The organism is Halomonas sp. ALS9, assembly GCF_001651035.1.
Classification (GTDB): Bacteria; Pseudomonadota; Gammaproteobacteria; order Pseudomonadales; family Halomonadaceae; genus Vreelandella.
This window is the reverse complement of record NZ_LXRG01000201.1, coordinates 55,376-73,177: the sequence shown is the minus strand read 5'-3', so window position 1 is coordinate 73,177 and position 17,802 is coordinate 55,376. Positions and strand designations below refer to the sequence as shown.

General features: G+C 55.9%; 18 protein-coding genes. 6 read left to right on the top strand and 12 right to left on the bottom strand.

Annotation, left to right across the window (positions count from 1 at the left end; translation table 11 throughout):
- Nucleotides 1-84: 84 nt before the first annotated feature.
- The gene (locus A6R74_RS18200) at nt 85-906 is read left to right on the top strand and encodes a tRNA-uridine aminocarboxypropyltransferase (RefSeq protein WP_064235891.1); all 822 of its coding nucleotides are present in this window, start codon (nt 85-87) and stop codon (nt 904-906) included.
- Here A6R74_RS18200 and A6R74_RS18195 read toward each other — a convergent pair.
- From A6R74_RS18195 to def, 7 genes are all read right to left on the bottom strand, one after another.
- Nucleotides 844-2,130, bottom strand: coding sequence for a TraB/GumN family protein (locus A6R74_RS18195; RefSeq protein ID WP_064235890.1), 1,287 nt, complete (start codon nt 2,128-2,130; stop codon nt 844-846). The genes A6R74_RS18200 and A6R74_RS18195 overlap by 63 nt on opposite strands.
- A 107-nt stretch (nt 2,131-2,237) precedes the next feature.
- Complete coding sequence (locus A6R74_RS18190) at nt 2,238-3,686, bottom strand: TrkH family potassium uptake protein (protein ID WP_064235889.1); 1,449 nt, start codon at nt 3,684-3,686, stop codon at nt 2,238-2,240.
- Nucleotides 3,687-3,738: 52 nt separating this feature from the next.
- A complete protein-coding gene (gene trkA, locus A6R74_RS18185; RefSeq protein ID WP_064235888.1) occupies nt 3,739-5,112 on the bottom strand; it encodes a Trk system potassium transporter TrkA in 1,374 nt (457 codons plus the stop codon).
- 175 nt (nt 5,113-5,287) lie between these two features.
- Entirely contained in the window at nt 5,288-5,494 is a 207-nt protein-coding gene (locus tag A6R74_RS18180; protein ID WP_008959783.1) for a dodecin, read from the bottom strand.
- Between the two features lie 58 nt (nt 5,495-5,552).
- Complete coding sequence (gene rsmB / locus A6R74_RS18175) at nt 5,553-6,890, bottom strand: 16S rRNA (cytosine(967)-C(5))-methyltransferase RsmB (protein WP_064235887.1); 1,338 nt, start codon at nt 6,888-6,890, stop codon at nt 5,553-5,555.
- On the bottom strand, nt 6,887-7,891 hold the full coding sequence (gene fmt / locus A6R74_RS18170; protein ID WP_064235886.1) for a methionyl-tRNA formyltransferase: 1,005 nt from the start codon (nt 7,889-7,891) through the stop codon (nt 6,887-6,889). Before fmt ends, rsmB begins: the two co-directional genes overlap by 4 nt.
- A gap of 47 nt (nt 7,892-7,938) precedes the next feature.
- Nucleotides 7,939-8,451: a peptide deformylase gene (gene def, locus A6R74_RS18165; protein WP_064235885.1), complete on the bottom strand. Its 513-nt coding sequence runs from the start codon at nt 8,449-8,451 to the stop codon at nt 7,939-7,941.
- A gap of 193 nt (nt 8,452-8,644) precedes the next feature.
- On the opposite strand from def, the gene A6R74_RS18160 reads away from it, so the two are divergent.
- From A6R74_RS18160 to aroE, 5 genes are all read left to right on the top strand, one after another.
- A complete protein-coding gene (locus tag A6R74_RS18160) occupies nt 8,645-9,490 on the top strand; it encodes a hypothetical protein (protein WP_064236082.1) in 846 nt (281 codons plus the stop codon).
- Between the two features lie 36 nt (nt 9,491-9,526).
- Nucleotides 9,527-10,663, top strand: a complete 1,137-nt coding sequence (gene dprA, locus A6R74_RS18155) for a DNA-processing protein DprA (protein ID WP_064235884.1) — start codon at nt 9,527-9,529, stop codon at nt 10,661-10,663.
- 43 nt (nt 10,664-10,706) lie between these two features.
- Nucleotides 10,707-11,264, top strand: a complete 558-nt coding sequence (locus tag A6R74_RS18150; protein ID WP_064235883.1) for an L-threonylcarbamoyladenylate synthase — start codon at nt 10,707-10,709, stop codon at nt 11,262-11,264.
- An 80-nt stretch (nt 11,265-11,344) separates the two neighbouring features.
- Nucleotides 11,345-12,283: an oxygen-dependent coproporphyrinogen oxidase gene (hemF, locus tag A6R74_RS18145; RefSeq protein WP_064235882.1), complete on the top strand. Its 939-nt coding sequence runs from the start codon at nt 11,345-11,347 to the stop codon at nt 12,281-12,283.
- On the top strand, nt 12,280-13,101 hold the full coding sequence (aroE, locus tag A6R74_RS18140) for a shikimate dehydrogenase (RefSeq protein WP_064235881.1): 822 nt from the start codon (nt 12,280-12,282) through the stop codon (nt 13,099-13,101). The genes hemF and aroE overlap by 4 nt, the downstream gene beginning before the upstream one ends.
- Before the next feature lie 81 nt (nt 13,102-13,182).
- Here the strand turns inward: aroE and A6R74_RS18135 are convergent, their stop codons facing one another.
- The 5 genes from A6R74_RS18135 to A6R74_RS18115 form a co-directional block, all read right to left on the bottom strand.
- Nucleotides 13,183-13,443 (bottom strand): hypothetical protein, encoded by a 261-nt coding sequence (locus tag A6R74_RS18135; protein ID WP_064235880.1) that lies wholly within the window; start codon nt 13,441-13,443, stop codon nt 13,183-13,185.
- Nucleotides 13,444-13,475: 32 nt separating this feature from the next.
- Complete coding sequence (locus A6R74_RS18130; protein ID WP_064235879.1) at nt 13,476-14,279, bottom strand: M48 family metallopeptidase; 804 nt, start codon at nt 14,277-14,279, stop codon at nt 13,476-13,478.
- A 176-nt stretch (nt 14,280-14,455) separates the two neighbouring features.
- Nucleotides 14,456-15,070, bottom strand: coding sequence for a hypothetical protein (locus tag A6R74_RS18125; RefSeq protein WP_064235878.1), 615 nt, complete (start codon nt 15,068-15,070; stop codon nt 14,456-14,458).
- A gap of 353 nt (nt 15,071-15,423) precedes the next feature.
- Nucleotides 15,424-16,179 carry a hypothetical protein gene (locus A6R74_RS18120; RefSeq protein WP_064235877.1) on the bottom strand — a complete coding sequence of 252 codons (756 nt, stop codon included), beginning with the start codon at nt 16,177-16,179 and terminating at the stop codon, nt 15,424-15,426.
- Between the two features lie 128 nt (nt 16,180-16,307).
- Complete coding sequence (locus A6R74_RS18115; RefSeq protein ID WP_064235876.1) at nt 16,308-17,336, bottom strand: hypothetical protein; 1,029 nt, start codon at nt 17,334-17,336, stop codon at nt 16,308-16,310.
- Nucleotides 17,337-17,802 lie beyond the last annotated feature (466 nt).

Below are 17,802 nucleotides of genomic sequence, written 5' to 3'. Positions count from 1 at the left end.
GTGGAAACATTCGGCAAAAGGCGGCGTGCTCATTTATACTCTGCGCCCTTTTCGTTGTTAGTTGTTTCCTCTTCTGGAGCGCGGATGTCTGCTTTTGATAGCTCTTTTGGCAAGAGCTCTGTTGGCGAAAGCTCTGTGAATGATAGTGCTGCTGATGCCGTCGTCGAGCATCCGCGCCCTCCTCGGCGGGAGTTTAAAGCGCGGGGGAGTTTTGTTACCCGCTGTGATCACTGTCAGCTACCGGTTCTTAACTGCTTGTGCCCTTATCAGGTTAAGGCGGAGAGCCATGCCCAGGTATGGCTGTTAACGCACCCCTTAGAGCACTTCAAACCCACCAATACCGGGCGTTTGATTCGCGATGTGATCACCACGACGCAGGTATTTACCTGGTACCGCGTGGCGCCGGATGCCCAGTTAGCCGCGCTGCTAAAAGACCCGCGCTATGTGCCTTTTGTGATTTTTCCAGATGATCAGCCCGACTATGCGGATCGGGTGGTCGGTATAGATGCAGTGCACGCGGCGAAAGCGCAGGCGCGTATTCCGGTATTTATCATTCTGGATGGTACCTGGCGTCAGGCACGGCGCATGTTTCGTAAAAGCGCTTATCTGGATGGTTTGCCGGTACTGCCACTGAAGAGTGAGCGAGAGACGCGCTACCGGCTGCGCAAGCCGGCATCAAAAGCGCATTTATGTACGGCGGAAGTGGCGATCGAACTGTTGCGTCAGGGCGGGGATACGGTCGCGGCGGACGTGCTGGATGACTACTTCGAGGTGTTTAACGATAGCTACGCGGCGAGCCGATTGCATCACAAAATCGACCCGCCGACAGCAACAATGCAGCGTCTAGCCAAACAGCGCGCCGGCGATTCTGAACCCGGCCACCCAGGTGCCCACCGCGGAGCCTAGCGTGGCGAGAATAAACACCAGCAGGGTGCGCGATACACGATTTTTCCACCACCCTTTCAACTGGGTGACATCGTGGCGCAGCGATGAAAAATCACGCACTTTGGGTTTGCGCATATAGAGCTCAACCCCGGCGGCTACGAAGCCAGCACCGATGGTGGGGTTCAGCGAGGTCAGCGGCGCGGCAAAGAAGGTGGCGATCACGGTCACCGGATGCGCCAGGGCGATAATCGTTGCACCACCGGAGAGTATGCCGTTAATCAAAAACCACTCCAGTACTAGCTGCCAGCCCAGGTCGGTGTTGCGGGAAAAACCAATCGCAAAGCCGGTAAGCACCAAGGCGGTAATCAGCCACGGCAGCGCTTTCCAAATCTTGGACGGCGGCGGGGTGGCCTCCAGCGACTCACGCTCTATTTTTGGGTCGGCGGGCAGTGGCGCTTCAAGGTGTTCGCCGGTGCCTTTGAGGTGGCCTGCGCCAAGCACGACGAGCACGTGTTGATAGCGCCCTGGCGGCGCCTCCTCGGCCAAGCGCAGCGCCATATAGCGGTCGCGCTCGCGAATCAGCGGCGTATAGAGCGCTTCTGATTCGGCGGCAAACTCGCTGAAGGTGGCCTCCAGCATATCGCCCTCTTTGAGCTTTTCGATGTCCTCTTTGGAGACATCCTGGCGTGAGAGCACGCTGCCGATAAGCCCTGAAAAGAGCGAGAAACGCTGCCACCACGGCACATTGCTGTAGATGCGCTTGAGGGTTAAGCCCACATCGCGGTCAACCAGCAGTAATGGCAGCTTGAGTCGGCTGGCTTCTTCAACGGCGGCGCGCATTTCGGCACCCGGCTGAATGCCGGATTGATCGGCAATCCGCTGCTGAAAGGCGCCCAGCGCCAGGCTCGCGGCCACCATGCCCGCTTTCCCTTGTTTAAAGACTTGAAACAGATCCTGCTCGCCCATGGCATCCGGGTTGGCCATGCTGTGGTGGCGGGCGTCGCAGAGCTCAATGGCTACCGCATCAAACGCGCCGCACTCTAACAGCGCGCGCACATCGTCGGCGCTTTCCGCCGACACATGGGCCGTGCCCAGTAGCGTGTAGCGTGTATCGCCGACAGTGATCGTTTTTAGCGGCCCGCTAGTGGCTGGAAACGCGGTGGGCGTTGCCGCCAATGGCCCCGTTTTTTCATGAGATGTATCTTCATGAGACGTTTCTTGGTGAGACGTATCGTCGTGGTTCATTAACAGCTCTCAAAATCTATAAGTGGGACTGGTGTGAAGTGTTTATGTGAATGACCGATGTTAAGGACTGTTGTTAAGGGCCGTTGTTAAGGACTGTTGTTAAGGGCTTAGCGCCGCCAGAAGGCGGGGGTAAACAGCACCAGTACCGTGAAAATTTCCAGGCGGCCGAGCAGCATGGCCATGACCAGTATCCATTTCGCCAGGCTGGGCATGTCGCCATAGTGAGTGTGGGACTCACCCAGTGCAGGGCCAAGGTTGTTGAGCGCTGACCCTACCGTCGACCAGGCGGTTACCTGATCAACCCCGGTCGCCATTACCCCCACCAACATTAAAAAAAACAGCAGTACGTAAACCGAAAAGAATCCCCATACCGCCTGGGCAATGCTGTCGGGAACGCTGACCTTGCCCACTTTGACCGCAATCACCGCATTGGGGTGGATCAGACGCATAATTTCGCGCATGCCCTGTTTGATGATCAAAATAATCCGTATCACTTTCATGCCACCACCGGTAGAGCCGGAGCAGCCGCCCACGAAGGCCGCTACAAATAATAGAAAGGGCAGGGCCCCGGGCCACATCGAGAAGTCGGCAACGCTAAAGCCCGCGGTGGTGGCAACAGAAACGACCTGAAAAACCCCGTGGCGCAGACCGCGCACGGTATCGTAGGTGTCGGTTAACCAAAGGGAAAGCACGGTGACTACGCTTAGGGCGAGCAGAAATAGCATCAAAAAGCGCGCTTCGGGGTCTTGGAAATAGTGCATCAGGCTTTTTTCGCGCCAGGCAATAAAGTGCAAACTAAAGCTGAACGCGGAGATTAGCATGAAGGAGACACAGATCAGTTCAATCGTGGCGCTATCAAAGAAACCAATGCTGGCGTCGTAGGTAGAAAAGCCACCTAGGGCGACGGTGGAAAAGCTATGACTTAAGGCATCGAACCAGTCCATGCCTGCGAGCATATAGGCAATCATGCAGGCCAGGGTGAGGGTGGCGTAGATATACCACAGCGCTTTGGCGGTCTCGGTAATGCGTGGGGTGAGTTTGGAGTCTTTCAGCGGCCCCGGGATTTCGGTGCGATACAGGGCCATGCCACCGACGCCGAGGGTGGGCAAAATGGCCACGGCCAAAACGACGATACCCATGCCACCTAGCCACTGGAGCTGCTGGCGATAGTAAAGAATCGATTCGGGTAAAAAATCGATGCCGGTAATCACCGTAGCGCCGGTGGTGGTCAAACCGGAAAACGACTCAAATACCGCATCGGTGATGTCCAGCGAGCCTTCGCCGAACAGCATCAGCGGCAGCGAGCCGAACAGTGCCAGCACCGTCCAGAACATCGCGGCAATAATAAAGCCATCGCGGATGCGCAGCTCTTTTTGCGAACGCCGATTGGGCAGGTAGAGCAGCAGCCCAGTGGAAACTGAGATCGCAATGCCGCTGATAAAGGCGCTCCACACGCCGTCGCGAAACCACAGCGACATCAACGTGGGGGGGAGCATGGTCAGGCTGAACAGCATCAGCAGCAGCCCCAAAATGCGCAAAATAACCCGCAGACTCATGGTTGTCGCATGCTCCTGTTACTAGCCGCCAGTGGCAGTGATTCGAGGGTTATCAAAAGAACGTTAAACCGACTTGGAACAGGCGCTCCACATCGCGGATGCGGCGCTTGTCGATCACAAACAGAATCACGTGGTCGCCGCTCTCTACCATCACATCGCCATGGGCGATGATGACCTCTTTGCCGCGCACAATCGCACCAATGGTCGTGCCGTCGGGCAGGTCAATCTCGCGAATCGTGCGGCCGACGACTTTAGACGACTGTTTGTCGCCGTGGGCAATGGCTTCAATGGCCTCGGCCGCCCCCCGGCGCAGCGAGTGAACGTTAACAATATCGCCTCGGCGTACGTGGGTCAGCAGGCTGCCGATGGTGGCTTGCTGGGGTGAGATGGCAATATCGATCTCGCCACCCTGTACCAAATCCACGTAGGCGGCGTTGTTAATCAGCGTGAGCACCTTCTTGGCGCCTAAGCGCTTGGCGAGCAGCGACGACATGATATTAACCTCGTCGTCGTTGGTCAGCGCGCAGAAGATATCACACTCTTCGATGTTCTCTTCTTCCAGCAAACGCTTGCTGGTGGCGCTGCCGTGGAGCACCACGGTGCGATCAAGCCGCTCGGAGAGCGTGGTGCAGCGCTCCAGGCTGTGCTCAATGATCTTAACCTGGTGACTATGCTCCAAATGCTCCGCCAGCCGCTCACCGATATTGCCACCCCCGGCAATCACGACGCGGCGGAAGTCCCGTTCGACTCGGCGCAGTTCGCTCATCACCGCGCGAATATCCCGACGGGCGGCGAGGAAGAACACCTCGTCGTCGGCCTCGATCACTGTATCTCCTCGGGGAATGATCGGTCGGCTGCGGCGGTAGATCGCCGCTACGCGGGTATCCACATTGGGCATATGGCGGCGCAGAAAGGCCAAGTCCTGGCCCACCAGCGGGCCGCCGTAGAAGGCCTTCACCGCCACCAACTGCACCAACCCCCCGGCAAACTCCAGTACCTGCAGGGCGCCGGGGTGCTCGATCAAGCGGCGCACGTGATCGGTGACCACCTGCTCGGGGCTGATCAGTACATCGATGGGAATCGCTTCGTGGGCAAACAGTCCTTTGCGGGTCAGGTACGCTGTGGCGCGCACCCGAGCAATTTTGGTCGGGGTGCGAAACAGCGTGTGGGCGACTTGGCAGGCGATCATGTTGATCTCGTCGCTATTGGTGACGGCGATCAACATATCGGCGTCTTCGCAGCCTGCTTGGCGTAGCACAATCGGGTAGGAACCCGCCCCGGTCACGGTGCGGATATCGAGTTTGGTGTGCAGGTCGCGCAGTTTTTTGGCGTCAGTATCAACGACGGTGATGTCGTTTTCCTCGCGGGCGAGGTGTTCTGCCAGTGTGCCGCCGACCTGGCCGGCGCCGAGAATGATGATTTTCATTACTGAGCATCGGTTCCATTAAAAGCGCCAGCGCAGTGTCGTTAAGACCAGAAGGCGGTCTTAGGACTCAGTCCTGACGTTCAAGACGTAAATTGTCGTTCAGGTACGTCTATCATGCGCTGCAATAAAGACGGCGGCCAGTGTAAACCAGCCGCCGCTGAAAAGCAGGTGAGGATTACTCTAGTGTAAAGCCCACTTTAACCGTGACCTGCCAGTGGGCCACCTGGCCATCTTCAATGTGGCCGCGCGTATCGACCACTTCCAGCCAACGCATATGCTTAATCGTTTCTGATGCCTTGGCTAACGCATTCTGCACCGCTTCCTCAATACCTTTCTCGGAAGAGCCGGTCAGTTCCACGTGCTTATAGGTGTGATGACTCATAATATCTCCTTCCTTGTCAGAAATTCACTGCCCCTGAGTCAGCTAGAACTGACAAAGCTCAGGCAGTGCGCTTCTCTAGTCTGGCATAAAAAAAGCCATCGTGACTGTTCTGGGCCGGAAACAGCTGCCGACCTGCACCGCTGACAATGCCCCAGGCAACGTCGTTAGGTGTAGTCACGTGAGCGTCAGGCGTACGGGCGAGGAACGCCTCGATCTGTTCGCTGTTCTCTTCCGGTAGCACCGAGCAGGTGGCGTAGAGTAGCGTGCCGCCTTCGCGCAGCATGGGCCAAAGGTTATCTAACAGCTGGCGTTGAAGCTTGGCCAGCGGCCGGATATCGTCTTTGCGGCGCAGCTTTTTGATATCCGGGTGGCGGCGAATAACACCGGTGCCAGAGCACGGGGCGTCGAGCAAAATGGCATCAAACGGCGTGCCGTCCCACCAGTCGCGTTCGGTGGCATCGGCGTGCTCGAGTACCGCTTCGACGCCTAGACGGGTGAGGGTGTCTTCCACTCGTGCCAGGCGCTGGTTATCGCTATCGATCGCCGTTAGGGCAATATCAAACTGCTCTAGCAAATGGGCCGTTTTGCCGCCGGGGGCGCAGCAGGCATCCAGCACACGAGCACCCGGTCGAGGCGCTAGCGCGGGCCCAAGTAGCGCCGCTGAGAGCTGGGCGGCTTCATCCTGAACGCTCACGTGGCCCTCTTCAAAGCCGGGCAGTGCGGTCACGTCGCAGGGTGTTTCCAGCGTAATGGCGTCTGGGGCATGGGGGCACAAATGTCCGTTAAGACCCTGCTCGGTGAGCATGCCCAAATAGACTTCGCGGTCGTTATAGCGTTGATTCACCCTTAACGTCATCGGGCCAGCGTGATTGTTGGCTTCAATGATATCGCGCCACTGCTCTGGCCATGCCTGACGTAGCGCGTTAAGTAGCCAGGGTGGGTGCTCAAGCGCCACGTTCTCATCCCGATCTACCTGGGCCTGGAGCGCCTCGGATTCACGCTGCAGGCGACGCAGGCAGCCATTTAAGACCCGGGTCGCCCACTCCTTGTTGAGCAAGCGCGCAGCGCCTGCGGTTTCACCTACCGCCGCGTGGGCAGGAATGCGCATATAAAGCAGCTGGTAAATACCCAGTAGCAGCAGCGCCTGAACATCGCTGTCGCGCTTTTTAAACGGCTGCTTAAGCAGCGCCCCTGCAAGGGCTTCCAGGCGCGGTAAACGGCGGCAGGTGCCGAAGCAGAGCTCTTTGAGTAGCCCGCGGTCACGCGCCACCACGCTGTGTTCATCCAGCCCCGCCAGTGAGCCTTGGTCGCTAAGCACCGGGGCCAGCGCGCGGGCCGCAGCAGCGCGCACTTCTTGGCCGCTGCCGCCACCTTGAGGGGAGCGCTTTTGGCTCATGGGGTTTCTCCTTCGCTGGCCTGAGCCGCTGGTTTATCAAGACGAGTGCCAAGGCGTGTGCCAGTAGCCAGACGCGCGTGTCGCGCATTGAGTAAGTCACGTACGGCCATGGCTTTACCGCCGGGCAGTTGCGCGCTGGCCACGCATAATACCTCGCGGCCCTCTTGCCCGCAGGCAACGCGCAGATGATCGCCGCCGTGATCCAGTAGCGTGCCGGGTGCGCAGGGTGGATGTTCGCCTTCCTCTACGCTGGCCATTAACAGGCGTAGGCGATCATCGCCAAGCCCGCACCAGGCAACCGGCCAGGGGTTAAACGCACGAATCTTGCTGGCCAACTGATGCGCTGACTGAGCAAAATCGAGTTCGGCTTCCGCTTTGCTGAGTTTGGCGGCATAGGTAACGCCCTCTTCCGACTGAGGCGTGGCGTGTGCGGTGCCTGTGGCCAGATCATCCAGGGTGTTAATCAACGCATTGGCGCCTTGAATGGCGAGGCGGTCATGTAAATCGCCGCCGGTGGTGCGATCCGTAATAGGCGTACGCACTTCCGTAAGCATCGCGCCGGTATCCAGGCCAGCATCCATCTGCATAATGGTTACGCCTGAAACCTTGTCGCCTGCCTCAATTGCGCGCTGAATCGGTGCCGCGCCGCGCCACCGGGGCAGCAGCGAAGCGTGAACGTTAACGCAGCCGAGTCGCGGTATGTCCAGCACGGCCTGGGGTAGCAGCAGCCCGTAGGCAACGACGACCATAATGTCGGCACTGAGCGCAGCAAGTTCGGCTTGAGCCTCGGGCTCTTTTAGCGTTTGGGGCTGATAGACAGGCAGACCGTGCTCCACAGCCAGCTGTTTGACCGGGCTGGGCGTTAGCTTGCGGCCACGGCCAGCGGGGCGGTCGGGCTGGGTGTACACCGCCACCACCTCATGCTGGCTTTCCAGCAGCGCGGCAAGGCTTGAAGCGGCGAATTCAGGCGTGCCGGCAAAAACAACGCGCAATCGTGACATAGAGTGAGGGCTACCTAGCGTATCTGGTGTGTAAGTATGAAAAAGGCTTAGGCGTCCTGAATCTGCTTATGGCGCTTCTGCATTTTTTTGCGGATACGGTCACGCTTAAGCGGCGACAGATAGTCTACAAACAGTACGCCCTCCAGATGGTCGTACTCGTGCTGAATACAGTGCGCCAGTAGACCTTCCGCTTCCAGTTCGTAGGCGTCACCATTGCGATCCAGCGCGTTGAGCTGCACTTTAAGATAGCGCGGTACTTCGGCGTAGTACTCGGGAATCGACAGGCAGCCTTCGGAAAGCGGTTCTTTCTCGTCGCCAATCGGGGTATAGCGTGGATTGATAAGCACCAGCGGCTGGGAGTTATCGTCGCTGACGTCCATGACAACGACACGGCGATGGACATCGATCTGGGTCGCGGCCAGACCGATACCCCGGGCGTCATACATGGTCTCCAGCATATCGTCGACGAGCTGGCGTACCTCATCGTCGACGCTTTCCACCGCAGCAGCCTTGGTGCGCAGGCGCTCATCGGGGAATTCAAGAATAGGAAGTTTGGCCATGGCGTTACAATCACCGTTATGCTGAGTCTGAATTAAGTCAAGCTAGGCAGTGACGAGCGTCTTCTAACCTAGGTACTTTATGATGGGTCACTATAACATGCTGTCAACGTTTCTGGGCATGCGCACCCGACACCCTCAGGCTTTCAGCCGCAACATAATAATCGCGCTGGCGTATTTTATTGGGGAGAGCAGGATGGCGGCTAAGCAACACGCCTATCGGGCAGCTTTAAGCGGTTTGTTGTTGAGTGCAGTTATGCTGGTAAGTGTCGATGTCGCTGCTTGGGAGCGTGATCAAAAAGTAATTAAACTCTCTCCGCAGGTGCGTACCTTGCCCCATCCTGAGGCGGTCGCGCCGATTGCTTTGGAGGAAGCGCGGGCTTTTCTGCGCGAACACCGCGTTGTCGATGATGCCGAGGCATTGCAGGCGCTGGCCTACGTAGTGGCAGGGGAGGATCGTCGCTTGATCAGCGGCGCTGGAGATAAGGTCTACGTGCGTGGCGATATATCGCACCACGGCCAGGTGGGCATCTATCGGCAGTCGGAATCCTACCTCGCCATGGATGGCACGCCACTGGGTTTGGAGCTGATTAACGTAGGCGTTGCCCGCCATGTCAGCAGTGAGGACGATATTGCGCAGCTTGAAGTCGTTAGCTCCCATCAGGAGGTGCGGGTTAACGACATCGTTTTGCCGCTGGACGAGCGCGAGCTGAGCAACGAACTTGTGCCCCGTACGCCGCTCAATTCTGTCGAAGGGCATATTATTGCCACCCCCGGCGGGGTGCGCTTTATTGGCCGCTTGCAGATTGTTACGTTGGATCTCGGCACCCTGGATGGCTTGCAGGCGGGCCATGTGCTGCAAGTCAATCAACAGGGTGAGCTGATCAACGACCCGCGTACCCAAGAGCTGGTTCAGTTGCCGAGCAGTGAAGCGGGAACGGTGATGGTATTTAAGCCCTATGATCAGGTCAGCTACGCCTTGGTGATGCAGGTATCCCGGGTACTGGAAGTGGGCGATGAGGTTGGGTCAGGGACTCACTAGCGGCCGGTAAAGAAATACGTTTAAGAAGGAGGGAGTATGGAGGCCCAAGCGTGGCTGGTGGTCAATGCCTTGCCCGGTATGGGAGCGCTACGTATCGCGCAGTTAGTCGCCCGTCAGCCGCAGTGGCCGGAGGGGTGGCTGGCCGCACTGCCCAGTGGTGCAGCCCGCGAGCTGCGCCTGTGGCTTGAACACCCCTCGCGCAGCTCGCTGCAAAAGGTGATTGATGAAACCCAGGCGTGGCAGCAAGGCGGCCCAAGCCGCCACGTGTTACATCGCGACCACCCTGCGTGGCCTAAGCTGTTAAACGAGTTGCCTGACCCGCCCGTGGTGCTCTGGGCTCAGGGCGACCTTGGTGCCCTGGAAGGCCCCAAGCTTGCCATGGTCGGCACGCGTCGCCCCACCGGCGAAGGCACCCATAACGCCCAAACCTTCGCCCGCGATCTCGCCCACCGCGGCTGGTGTGTGGTTAGCGGCATGGCGTTAGGGGTGGACGGCGTAGCCCAGCGCGCAGCCCTAAAGGCGGGAGGCCGCACGATCGGTGTCCTTGGCTGCGGTGTGGATGTGATCTATCCCGCCTCGCACCGTGATCTTTATGAGCAGCTTAGTCGCCAGCCCGGCGGGCTGCTGTTGTCCGAGCACCCGCCTGGCACCGTGGCTCGGCCAGCGTTTTTTCCACGCCGTAATCGAATCGTGACCGGCCTCTCGCTCGGCACGCTAGTGGTCGAGGCGACCGAAAAGAGCGGCTCGCTGGTCAGTGCACGGCTTACCTTGGAGCAAAATCGTGAGCTGTTTGTGCTGCCCGGCTCGCTGCATAACGTCCAGGCCCGCGGCTGCCTCACACTGCTACGCCAGGGCAGTGCTCACTTGGCCTGCAGCGTCGACGATATCATTACTGATCTGGGGCACTGGGCGGAGACGTTTATCCCGCCCGACGCCGCTATTCAGCAACCCTTTCGGGAGTCGGCAGAAAAACCGTTTAAGGAAGAGCCATTGCCGGAGAGCTTACCCGATTCATTATTAACGTCTCTATCGGCCACGCCAACGCCTATCGACACGCTGGTAGCGTCTACGGGCACATCGGTTAGCTACTGCCAGCAGCGGCTGCTGATGCTTGAACTAGACGGCTGGGTAAGCCAGCAGGCGGGAGGCTGGGTGCGGCTGCCACGGCCATGATAGGATAAAACCCTTAAAGGCCTGTTAGCCGTGAGGAGAGACCATGAGTTTGGCGACCGATCTAGCCCCTGCGATTAGCGCGCTGCGTAGTGGGGGAGTGATTGCCTGCCCCACCGAAGCGGTATGGGGGCTTAGCTGCGATCCCGAAAACGACGCAGCCTTAGCCCATCTAATGCGTATGAAAGAGCGCGACCCCGCCAAGGGGGTCATCCTTGTCGCCGCAAACATCGAGCAGTTCCAACCCTGGCTGAGCCAGCTTCCACTCGCGATGCATGCGCCCCTTGCGGCAAGCTGGCCGGGGCCTAATACCTGGCTGGTACCTGACTATGGCCGCAGCCATGGGCTGGTGCGAGGTGCCCACGAGCGGGTAGCGCTACGAGTCACCGACCATCCGGTGATGAAAGCCCTGTGCGAAGCCTTTGGTGGCCCACTGGTCTCCACCTCCGCCAATCGTTCGGGGGAGCCGCCCGCCATGAGCGCTGCCGAGATCACTGACATCTTTGGCGATGAGGTTGCCTATGTGGTGGAAGGCTCGCTCGGCGGCAACGCCAAGCCCAGCACCATCAGAGATTTAGCCACCGGTAAAATCATGCGCCCCTAGCAGCTGCTCAACTCACTATTCACCGATTGCTATTCACTATTCACCTATTACGACTCACCAATGACCCCTCAGGAGTTACCGTGGCCCACGAGCACCTTGATGACGTTAAACGCTACCTTCTTGATCTGCAGGATAGGCTCTGCGCCGGATTAGCGGAGGCTGATGGCTCGGCCCAGTTTCAAGAGGATAGCTGGGAACGTGAGGAGGGCGGCGGTGGACGCTCGCGGGTGATGACCCAGGGTGGCGTGTTTGAAAAGGGCGGCGTCAACTTCTCCCATGTTTATGGCGCCCAACTGCCGCCTTCGGCCACCGCTGCGCGTCCTGAACTCACTGGGCGTAGCTTTCACGCAGTAGGCGTCTCCTGGGTGCTGCACCCGGAAAATCCGCATGTGCCCACTAGCCATGGCAACGTGCGCTTCTTTATTGCCGAGAAAGTCGGCGAGCCGCCGGTGTGGTGGTTTGGCGGTGGTTTTGACCTAACGCCATTTTATCCCGTAACGGAAGACGTAGTGCACTGGCACCAAGTGGCAAAAGCCGCCTGCGAACCCTTTGGCGACGACGTTTACGACCGCTATAAAGCCTGGTGCGACGAGTATTTCTACCTCAAACATCGCGATGAAACCCGCGGGGTGGGCGGGCTGTTTTTCGACGATTTAAACGATGGCGAGTTTGCCGACTGTTTTGCCATGCAGCGTGCGGTGGGCGACAGCTTCTTAGCGGCGTATTTGCCCATCGTCGAGCGGCGTAAAAACGACGCCTGGGGCGATCGCGAGCGTGACTTTCAACTCTACCGTCGTGGTCGTTACGTGGAGTTCAATCTGGTGTGGGATCGCGGAACTTTGTTTGGCCTACAGAGCGGCGGGCGCACCGAATCCATTTTGATGTCGATGCCGCCATTAGCGCGCTGGGAATACGCCTTTGAGCCAGAGCCGGGTAGCGCCGAAGCGCGTTTGCAGGATTTCTTACAGCCCCGCGACTGGCTCGGCGAATTCGCTGAAACGACGGAAAAATCATTATGACCGATCGCTACTGCGTGTTTGGCAACCCGGTCAAACACTCCAAATCTCCGCAGATCCACGCTGAGTTTGCCCATCAAACGCAACAAGCGCTTGAGTATTCCGCCGAAGCGCCGCCGCTGGATGGCTTTGCCGGTGCCTGGCGCGCCTTTATCGACGCGGGCGGGCGGGGCGCCAACGTGACCGTGCCGTTCAAAGAGGAAGCCTTTGCGCTGTGCGACACCTTGAGTCACCGCGCCCGCCGTGCGGGGGCGGTGAATACGCTGATTCTGGGCGGCAATGGCCGTACCTACGGCGATACCACTGACGGCATTGGCTTAGTGCGCGATTTGGCCTATCACCGTGTAGCGTTGGCAGGAAAGCGTATTTTGGTGGTCGGGGCTGGTGGCGCCGTGCGCGGTATTCTGGAACCACTGTTAGCTGAGCAGCCTAGCGAGCTGGTCGTGGTGAACCGCACCGCCGCCAAAGCCGAGCAACTGGCCAACGATTTTGCCGATCTGGGGCCTATCCATGGCGGTGGTTTTGATACCGTTAACGGCACTTTTGATGTGGTAATTAACGGCACTAGCGCAAGCCTTTCCGGCGATTTACCGCCGTTGCCGGATGCGCTTTTTGCTCCGCGTGCCTGGGCCTACGACATGATGTACGGCTCCGAGCCGACGGTCTTTTTACAGTGGGCGGGGCCTCGTGGTGCAAAGCTGCTAGATGGCCTGGGCATGCTGGTTGAACAGGCCGCCGAGTCGTTTTTTCTGTGGCGGAATGTACGTCCCGACACGGCACCCGTGCGTGAAATGCTGCGCCAGTCGCTTAACTACTCATAGCCGCATCCAGTCAATACAGTTAAAAAAAGCGGGGGCGGATAATGTATCCGCCCCCGCTTTTTTTAAGCCATTAACAACATTTCACTTAGCGCGTTTTACATACAGTCCTACTGTGCACATCACCAGCCCGACCACCGAAAGCAGCATACCGCCATTCACTAACAGCGGCGAACGCTGGAGCCAAGAGACGAAGGGCTGCGGCGTGTCGCGACAGGCACTCTCGATATAGTCCCAATGCCCGCCATCAAGCTGGCAGGCGCGCACATCGTTGAGCTCCCAAAAATACACGCCCATCAGCACAAACAGCGGCAGCACCAGCAGCAGTAATCCCAGCTTAATCATTTAAACCTCAATTATTTGAACCTCAAAAGCCATTAAGGACGCGGGCAGTTGGGCGTACGACCATTGCTACGAGCTTGCTCATAGACAGCCAGTGCTTGATCCATATTGCCTTGCAGACCTTGAATGCGCTGACCTTGGCCGGGGTGAGTCGACATCCACTCAGGGGGCGCACCGCCGCCTGTCGCTGCCTGCATGTTTTCCCATAGCGTCACGCTTTCACGTGGGTTAAAACCGGCTTGCGCCATCAATTCCAGGCCAATCACATCGGCCTCACTCTCATGGGCCCGTGAGAACGGCAGCACGATGCCGTACTGCGCGCCCATGCCGAGTACGCCCATAAGTTGTTGGCCACCGGCTGACTGCATACCCGAGCTGCTGGAAATAACCGATAGGCCTAACGATGTGGCACTCTGGGTAGAGGCACGCTCATTGGCATGGTTGGCAAGCACGTGACCTATTTCGTGGCCTACAACCGATGCCAGCTGTTCTTGGTTAGTGGCAATATCCAGCATGCCGGTATTCACGCCCATATAGCCGCCGGGTAAGGCAAAGGCATTGGGTTGATCGGATTTAAACACACGGATTTGCCAATCTAGCTGTTGCTGCTGGGCGGGGAGCTCCGCCACGATGGCATCGGCAATACACTGCACGTAGCGATGACTGGCCTGATCAGCTGTGGGCAGTTCCTGCTGATATTGAGTGAACGCCTGACGGCCCATCTCATTTAATTCGCTATCGGAGAGCAGCAAAAGCTGCGAGCGCCCGGTGGGCGAAGTAGTACAAGCGGCGATAGACGCGCATAGCGCGGTAATAGCGAGAGGTCGAAGCCAGCGCATGAGACGGTTTCCTTATAGACGAAAGAGTTTCTTGGACACAAGATAACCGCTGAGTGCAGTAAATCAATCCCCCATCATAACCCACCTTGAGGATAAGTATGGATGCTGAATTGACCACCCCTCTGAACCAAGACTAAGACGCAGAGGAGTGGCTTTAAGCTTCTAGACACAAACCCTCAGCGCTGGGGTACTAACTGCCCGTCGGCGCCTACATTTAGGCGAATGGTAGGCGTCAACAAACCTGCAGGCAGCCGCATGCCTAAACCGCGTAGATCGCCAGGCGTGATGGCCAGTTGACTGCCGGGCGGCAGTTCGCCTTGGGACGCCAACTGGCTGGCAAGCTCCAGCATGGGGGCCATGCGCTGGGTATCGGTGGCGAGGACATCAAAGGCAACCGGCAGGCGCAAATTGGCATCATCACCGGAAGTAAGCGTGACATCTTGTTCGTAGTTACCCTGCACAGGATCAACGCCAGGCATATCCAGCGCCCAGCGAAAGCCTGACATCTCCACCGGGGGCATGCCCGCGGGTAAGCCCAGCCCCATGGCAATGGTGGCCTGAACGGGCAGGCTACCGGCACCAAGGCTGGAAGCAATCAGGCTGGTTAGATCACTTGTATCTAGCCCCGCATTGATACTGTAAGGCCCAATGCGAACATCCTCGACCCCCAGGGAGGTCACCGCCAAACGAAACGCAAACAGACCGGTTTGGGGCAGGGCGAGACAGCCCGTGAGTAGGCTGGCAACGCCAAGCAGGGTCAGCCATCGCCAGTAGCGAGCAATATGAAGCATAAGACTCCCCTTAAGTAGGGCGTAGTAGTGGGGTAACGATGCGGAGTATTAATGTGCTGATGTTAACTTGTTAGGTACGGTCTAATAAGCGCGGCTATTTGAGGGCTGAAGCCGTACGCTGTCAAGCGAAATTGGCCGCTTCGAAGATAACCTACGAGGCGAACGATAAAGCGCTCGCTTTAGGATTGGTTCAGAGAATGGAACCGCAGATAAAAACCATCCTGGAGGCACTAAGGAAATAGCGCCTGTCCAGTCAGCAGAGTAGGGAGAGCTTTATCGATTTTTTGCAACAGCGAACTTGGTGTAAGCCTGCATTAGCTTGTATCTACCCGTGCTGCTGTTCGTCAATCATCTCATTCTTTCGAAAAAAGGAAGCTTTCCAGGTTATCTTTCAATCCAACCGGCTCCATCAACTCGAGAAGGCTTGTGTGGCTCCCGCCTGAAAGTGGCGCTTTGCCACTATAATGCGTAATTTGGGCACTAAGGCTGGCTAACCAGAAGTCTGGATATTGTGCCTGCTCTATGGGTGGCAGGTTTTCGTAGTGTTCTAATACCTTTGTTAAACCACCGATTATGGTGCCTTTTTCCCTCGATTCCCGCATTATTTCAGCAACGACTTGCTGCTTCCATGCTTGCCTCTGATCAGCTTGTTCGTCCCAGGCGGCACGCCTTTCATTAAAAGTAAATGAGCTGCTTTCGTCGTAGATAATTAGCGTCAATTGATCTGGTGATAGACCCTTGAAAGGGTTGCTGCCATGACCGTTGGCGAATTCAGTTGCCTGTTTGGCCCGGTCAAGTAGTATGGGGTCATCGGTGCTAGGCACCTCGGCATCGTACCGCTCTTTATGCTGGCGATACGCACTTCCGTAAAAATTGCCAGTAAGTTCTTTCGCCTTGCTAGCCAACGTATCTCGATCCATGCTGGCGTCGCGGGCATCAGCACGTGCCTGGGCCTCATTAAGCTGCCGGGCTAGAGGTGAAAGGTTAGGTTCGGAAGTCTTGTCGCTACCTGTATTGTCAACATGTTTGATTGCTGAGCTGGTACGACTAGTGTTCGATTCTGTTGCCTGAGTCGGGGGCTGTTGTAAATAACTGTTCACTTTGATCATGATTTTTTCCTCTCATTGATCCTTCCGTCCTTATGCATGGCATACATAGCTGTAAAGTCACCTTCTAAAAGTGCTTGAGAACAGCCGCCTTCAGCACAACTTGTTGCTATCATATAGAATCACCATTACTACAAAATACTTTGGTAAGGTACCCAGCTTGAGTTTTCTCCATCCGAATGATTGTTTTCTTGAGTTCGCAATGCCGAATCTAATAAGTTTAAGTTATGGCTGTTTTTATTAATTTCTTGAATATCTATACTGACCAAAGAGTGTTGTCCTTGATCATTGCTGATAATGGCAAAAAAGCTATCTTGGGCTTTTTTTAAGCCATTGTTGTACTCTGGTAAAGAGGTTGTGATGTTAGAGGGTTTTATATCTTTATCCGCATTAGATGAAGTGTTTTTATTTTTCTCTGTTGAGTCGGAAATCCCACGCCAGTTCTTTTCAGCCTCGGTCATTGCAGAGATTAAACTTTCTTCTATTTGTACACCTAGGTCATTAACCCAATTCTCACTCTTTCCTTGCCTATCCTGCATTTCGAGTTGTTTCTCTTGCTTTTCTTGCGCTAACTCAAAACCTTTGTTTCTAAAGTCAATATCGTTTTCGGTCATTTCCATAAAAGCCAAGTAACGCTCCGGTGACGTGAAGTCGCCGGAGTCATCGAAGGCTATTTTGGAAAGAGAATGCCTATCCAAACCAGCAAAAGGGTTCTCGGATGAAGACTCAAGGTAAAGAGGTTCTGCATTATAATATTTCGAGAGTAAATAATTGGCAGTCTGTTCTGATATGGCGATTCTTTCTTCGTTAACACTGTTGGGCTTTTCCAAAAGTATTTCAGCCTCTTCACCTAATTCTTGAAGCTGATGGCTTATATTTTTTAAAAAACTATCAAAATTAGTAGAAGAGCTACTTGTTGTGTTTTCTTTGAGCAATATGTCTGAAATTTTCATGGCCGTCGATGATAGTTCAACAACCGTAGCTTTGCTGTTGCTCTTTGGTGCAGATGAGCTATTAGTTAGTAACGGTGACTCGTTAGCACTTAACCCATAGTAAGATGGTTTGCTTATGTAATTACCACTTAGTTTTCCGCTGCCTAAGAGTTTTTGATAGTGATCGCCGGCATTTAAAATAACACTAGCGTAATTGAAAATTTCCATTTTCCCTCCGAATAATTGTTCTTTGCTATAATTATTTCTTGTTGATAGTGTGGATTATTAGTTAACAATAAATGTATAAAGATATTAATTCAAAAGTTATAAATGGCGTAATTAATTTAAGTTATCCTGTAGGATGTGTGCGTCTCACCTTGGCTAATGAATTATTATTAGCCTTTGAGATGCTGATGTCAAAAAGTTTTGTGTAGTGATTATAGGCGTGAATAATAATGTTTTTATAAATTTCTAATATTTCATTATTTTTCATTTAGTTACGGCTAGGTCTTGCTGTAGACCTTTGGCCTATTAGCCGGAATGGTGCAAAAAAATGGCTTTTTTCCGACTTAGGGTGATCCCGCGGGAGCATAAAGGGTATCGGTCTGTTGCGCATATATTCGCTGAGGTGAGTGAGAGGTTGGGCCGATTATCTACATCAAAAAAGTGAAGTGGTATGCGGAGTGGCGATAGA

Coding starts and splice junctions, on each gene's coding strand:
- A6R74_RS18200 (WP_064235891.1), top strand. CDS start 85: ATGTCTGCTTTTGATAGCTCTTTTGGCAAGAGCTCTGTTGGCGAAAGC.
- A6R74_RS18195 (WP_064235890.1), bottom strand. CDS start 2,130: ATGAACCACGACGATACGTCTCACCAAGAAACGTCTCATGAAGATACA.
- A6R74_RS18190 (WP_064235889.1), bottom strand. CDS start 3,686: ATGAGTCTGCGGGTTATTTTGCGCATTTTGGGGCTGCTGCTGATGCTG.
- trkA (WP_064235888.1), bottom strand. CDS start 5,112: ATGAAAATCATCATTCTCGGCGCCGGCCAGGTCGGCGGCACACTGGCA.
- A6R74_RS18180 (WP_008959783.1), bottom strand. CDS start 5,494: ATGAGTCATCACACCTATAAGCACGTGGAACTGACCGGCTCTTCCGAG.
- rsmB (WP_064235887.1), bottom strand. CDS start 6,890: ATGAGCCAAAAGCGCTCCCCTCAAGGTGGCGGCAGCGGCCAAGAAGTG.
- fmt (WP_064235886.1), bottom strand. CDS start 7,891: ATGTCACGATTGCGCGTTGTTTTTGCCGGCACGCCTGAATTCGCCGCT.
- def (WP_064235885.1), bottom strand. CDS start 8,451: ATGGCCAAACTTCCTATTCTTGAATTCCCCGATGAGCGCCTGCGCACC.
- A6R74_RS18160 (WP_064236082.1), top strand. CDS start 8,645: ATGGCGGCTAAGCAACACGCCTATCGGGCAGCTTTAAGCGGTTTGTTG.
- dprA (WP_064235884.1), top strand. CDS start 9,527: ATGGAGGCCCAAGCGTGGCTGGTGGTCAATGCCTTGCCCGGTATGGGA.
- A6R74_RS18150 (WP_064235883.1), top strand. CDS start 10,707: ATGAGTTTGGCGACCGATCTAGCCCCTGCGATTAGCGCGCTGCGTAGT.
- aroE (WP_064235881.1), top strand. CDS start 12,280: ATGACCGATCGCTACTGCGTGTTTGGCAACCCGGTCAAACACTCCAAA.
- A6R74_RS18135 (WP_064235880.1), bottom strand. CDS start 13,443: ATGATTAAGCTGGGATTACTGCTGCTGGTGCTGCCGCTGTTTGTGCTG.
- A6R74_RS18130 (WP_064235879.1), bottom strand. CDS start 14,279: ATGCGCTGGCTTCGACCTCTCGCTATTACCGCGCTATGCGCGTCTATC.
- A6R74_RS18125 (WP_064235878.1), bottom strand. CDS start 15,070: ATGCTTCATATTGCTCGCTACTGGCGATGGCTGACCCTGCTTGGCGTT.
- A6R74_RS18120 (WP_064235877.1), bottom strand. CDS start 16,179: ATGATCAAAGTGAACAGTTATTTACAACAGCCCCCGACTCAGGCAACA.
- A6R74_RS18115 (WP_064235876.1), bottom strand. CDS start 17,336: ATGGAAATTTTCAATTACGCTAGTGTTATTTTAAATGCCGGCGATCAC.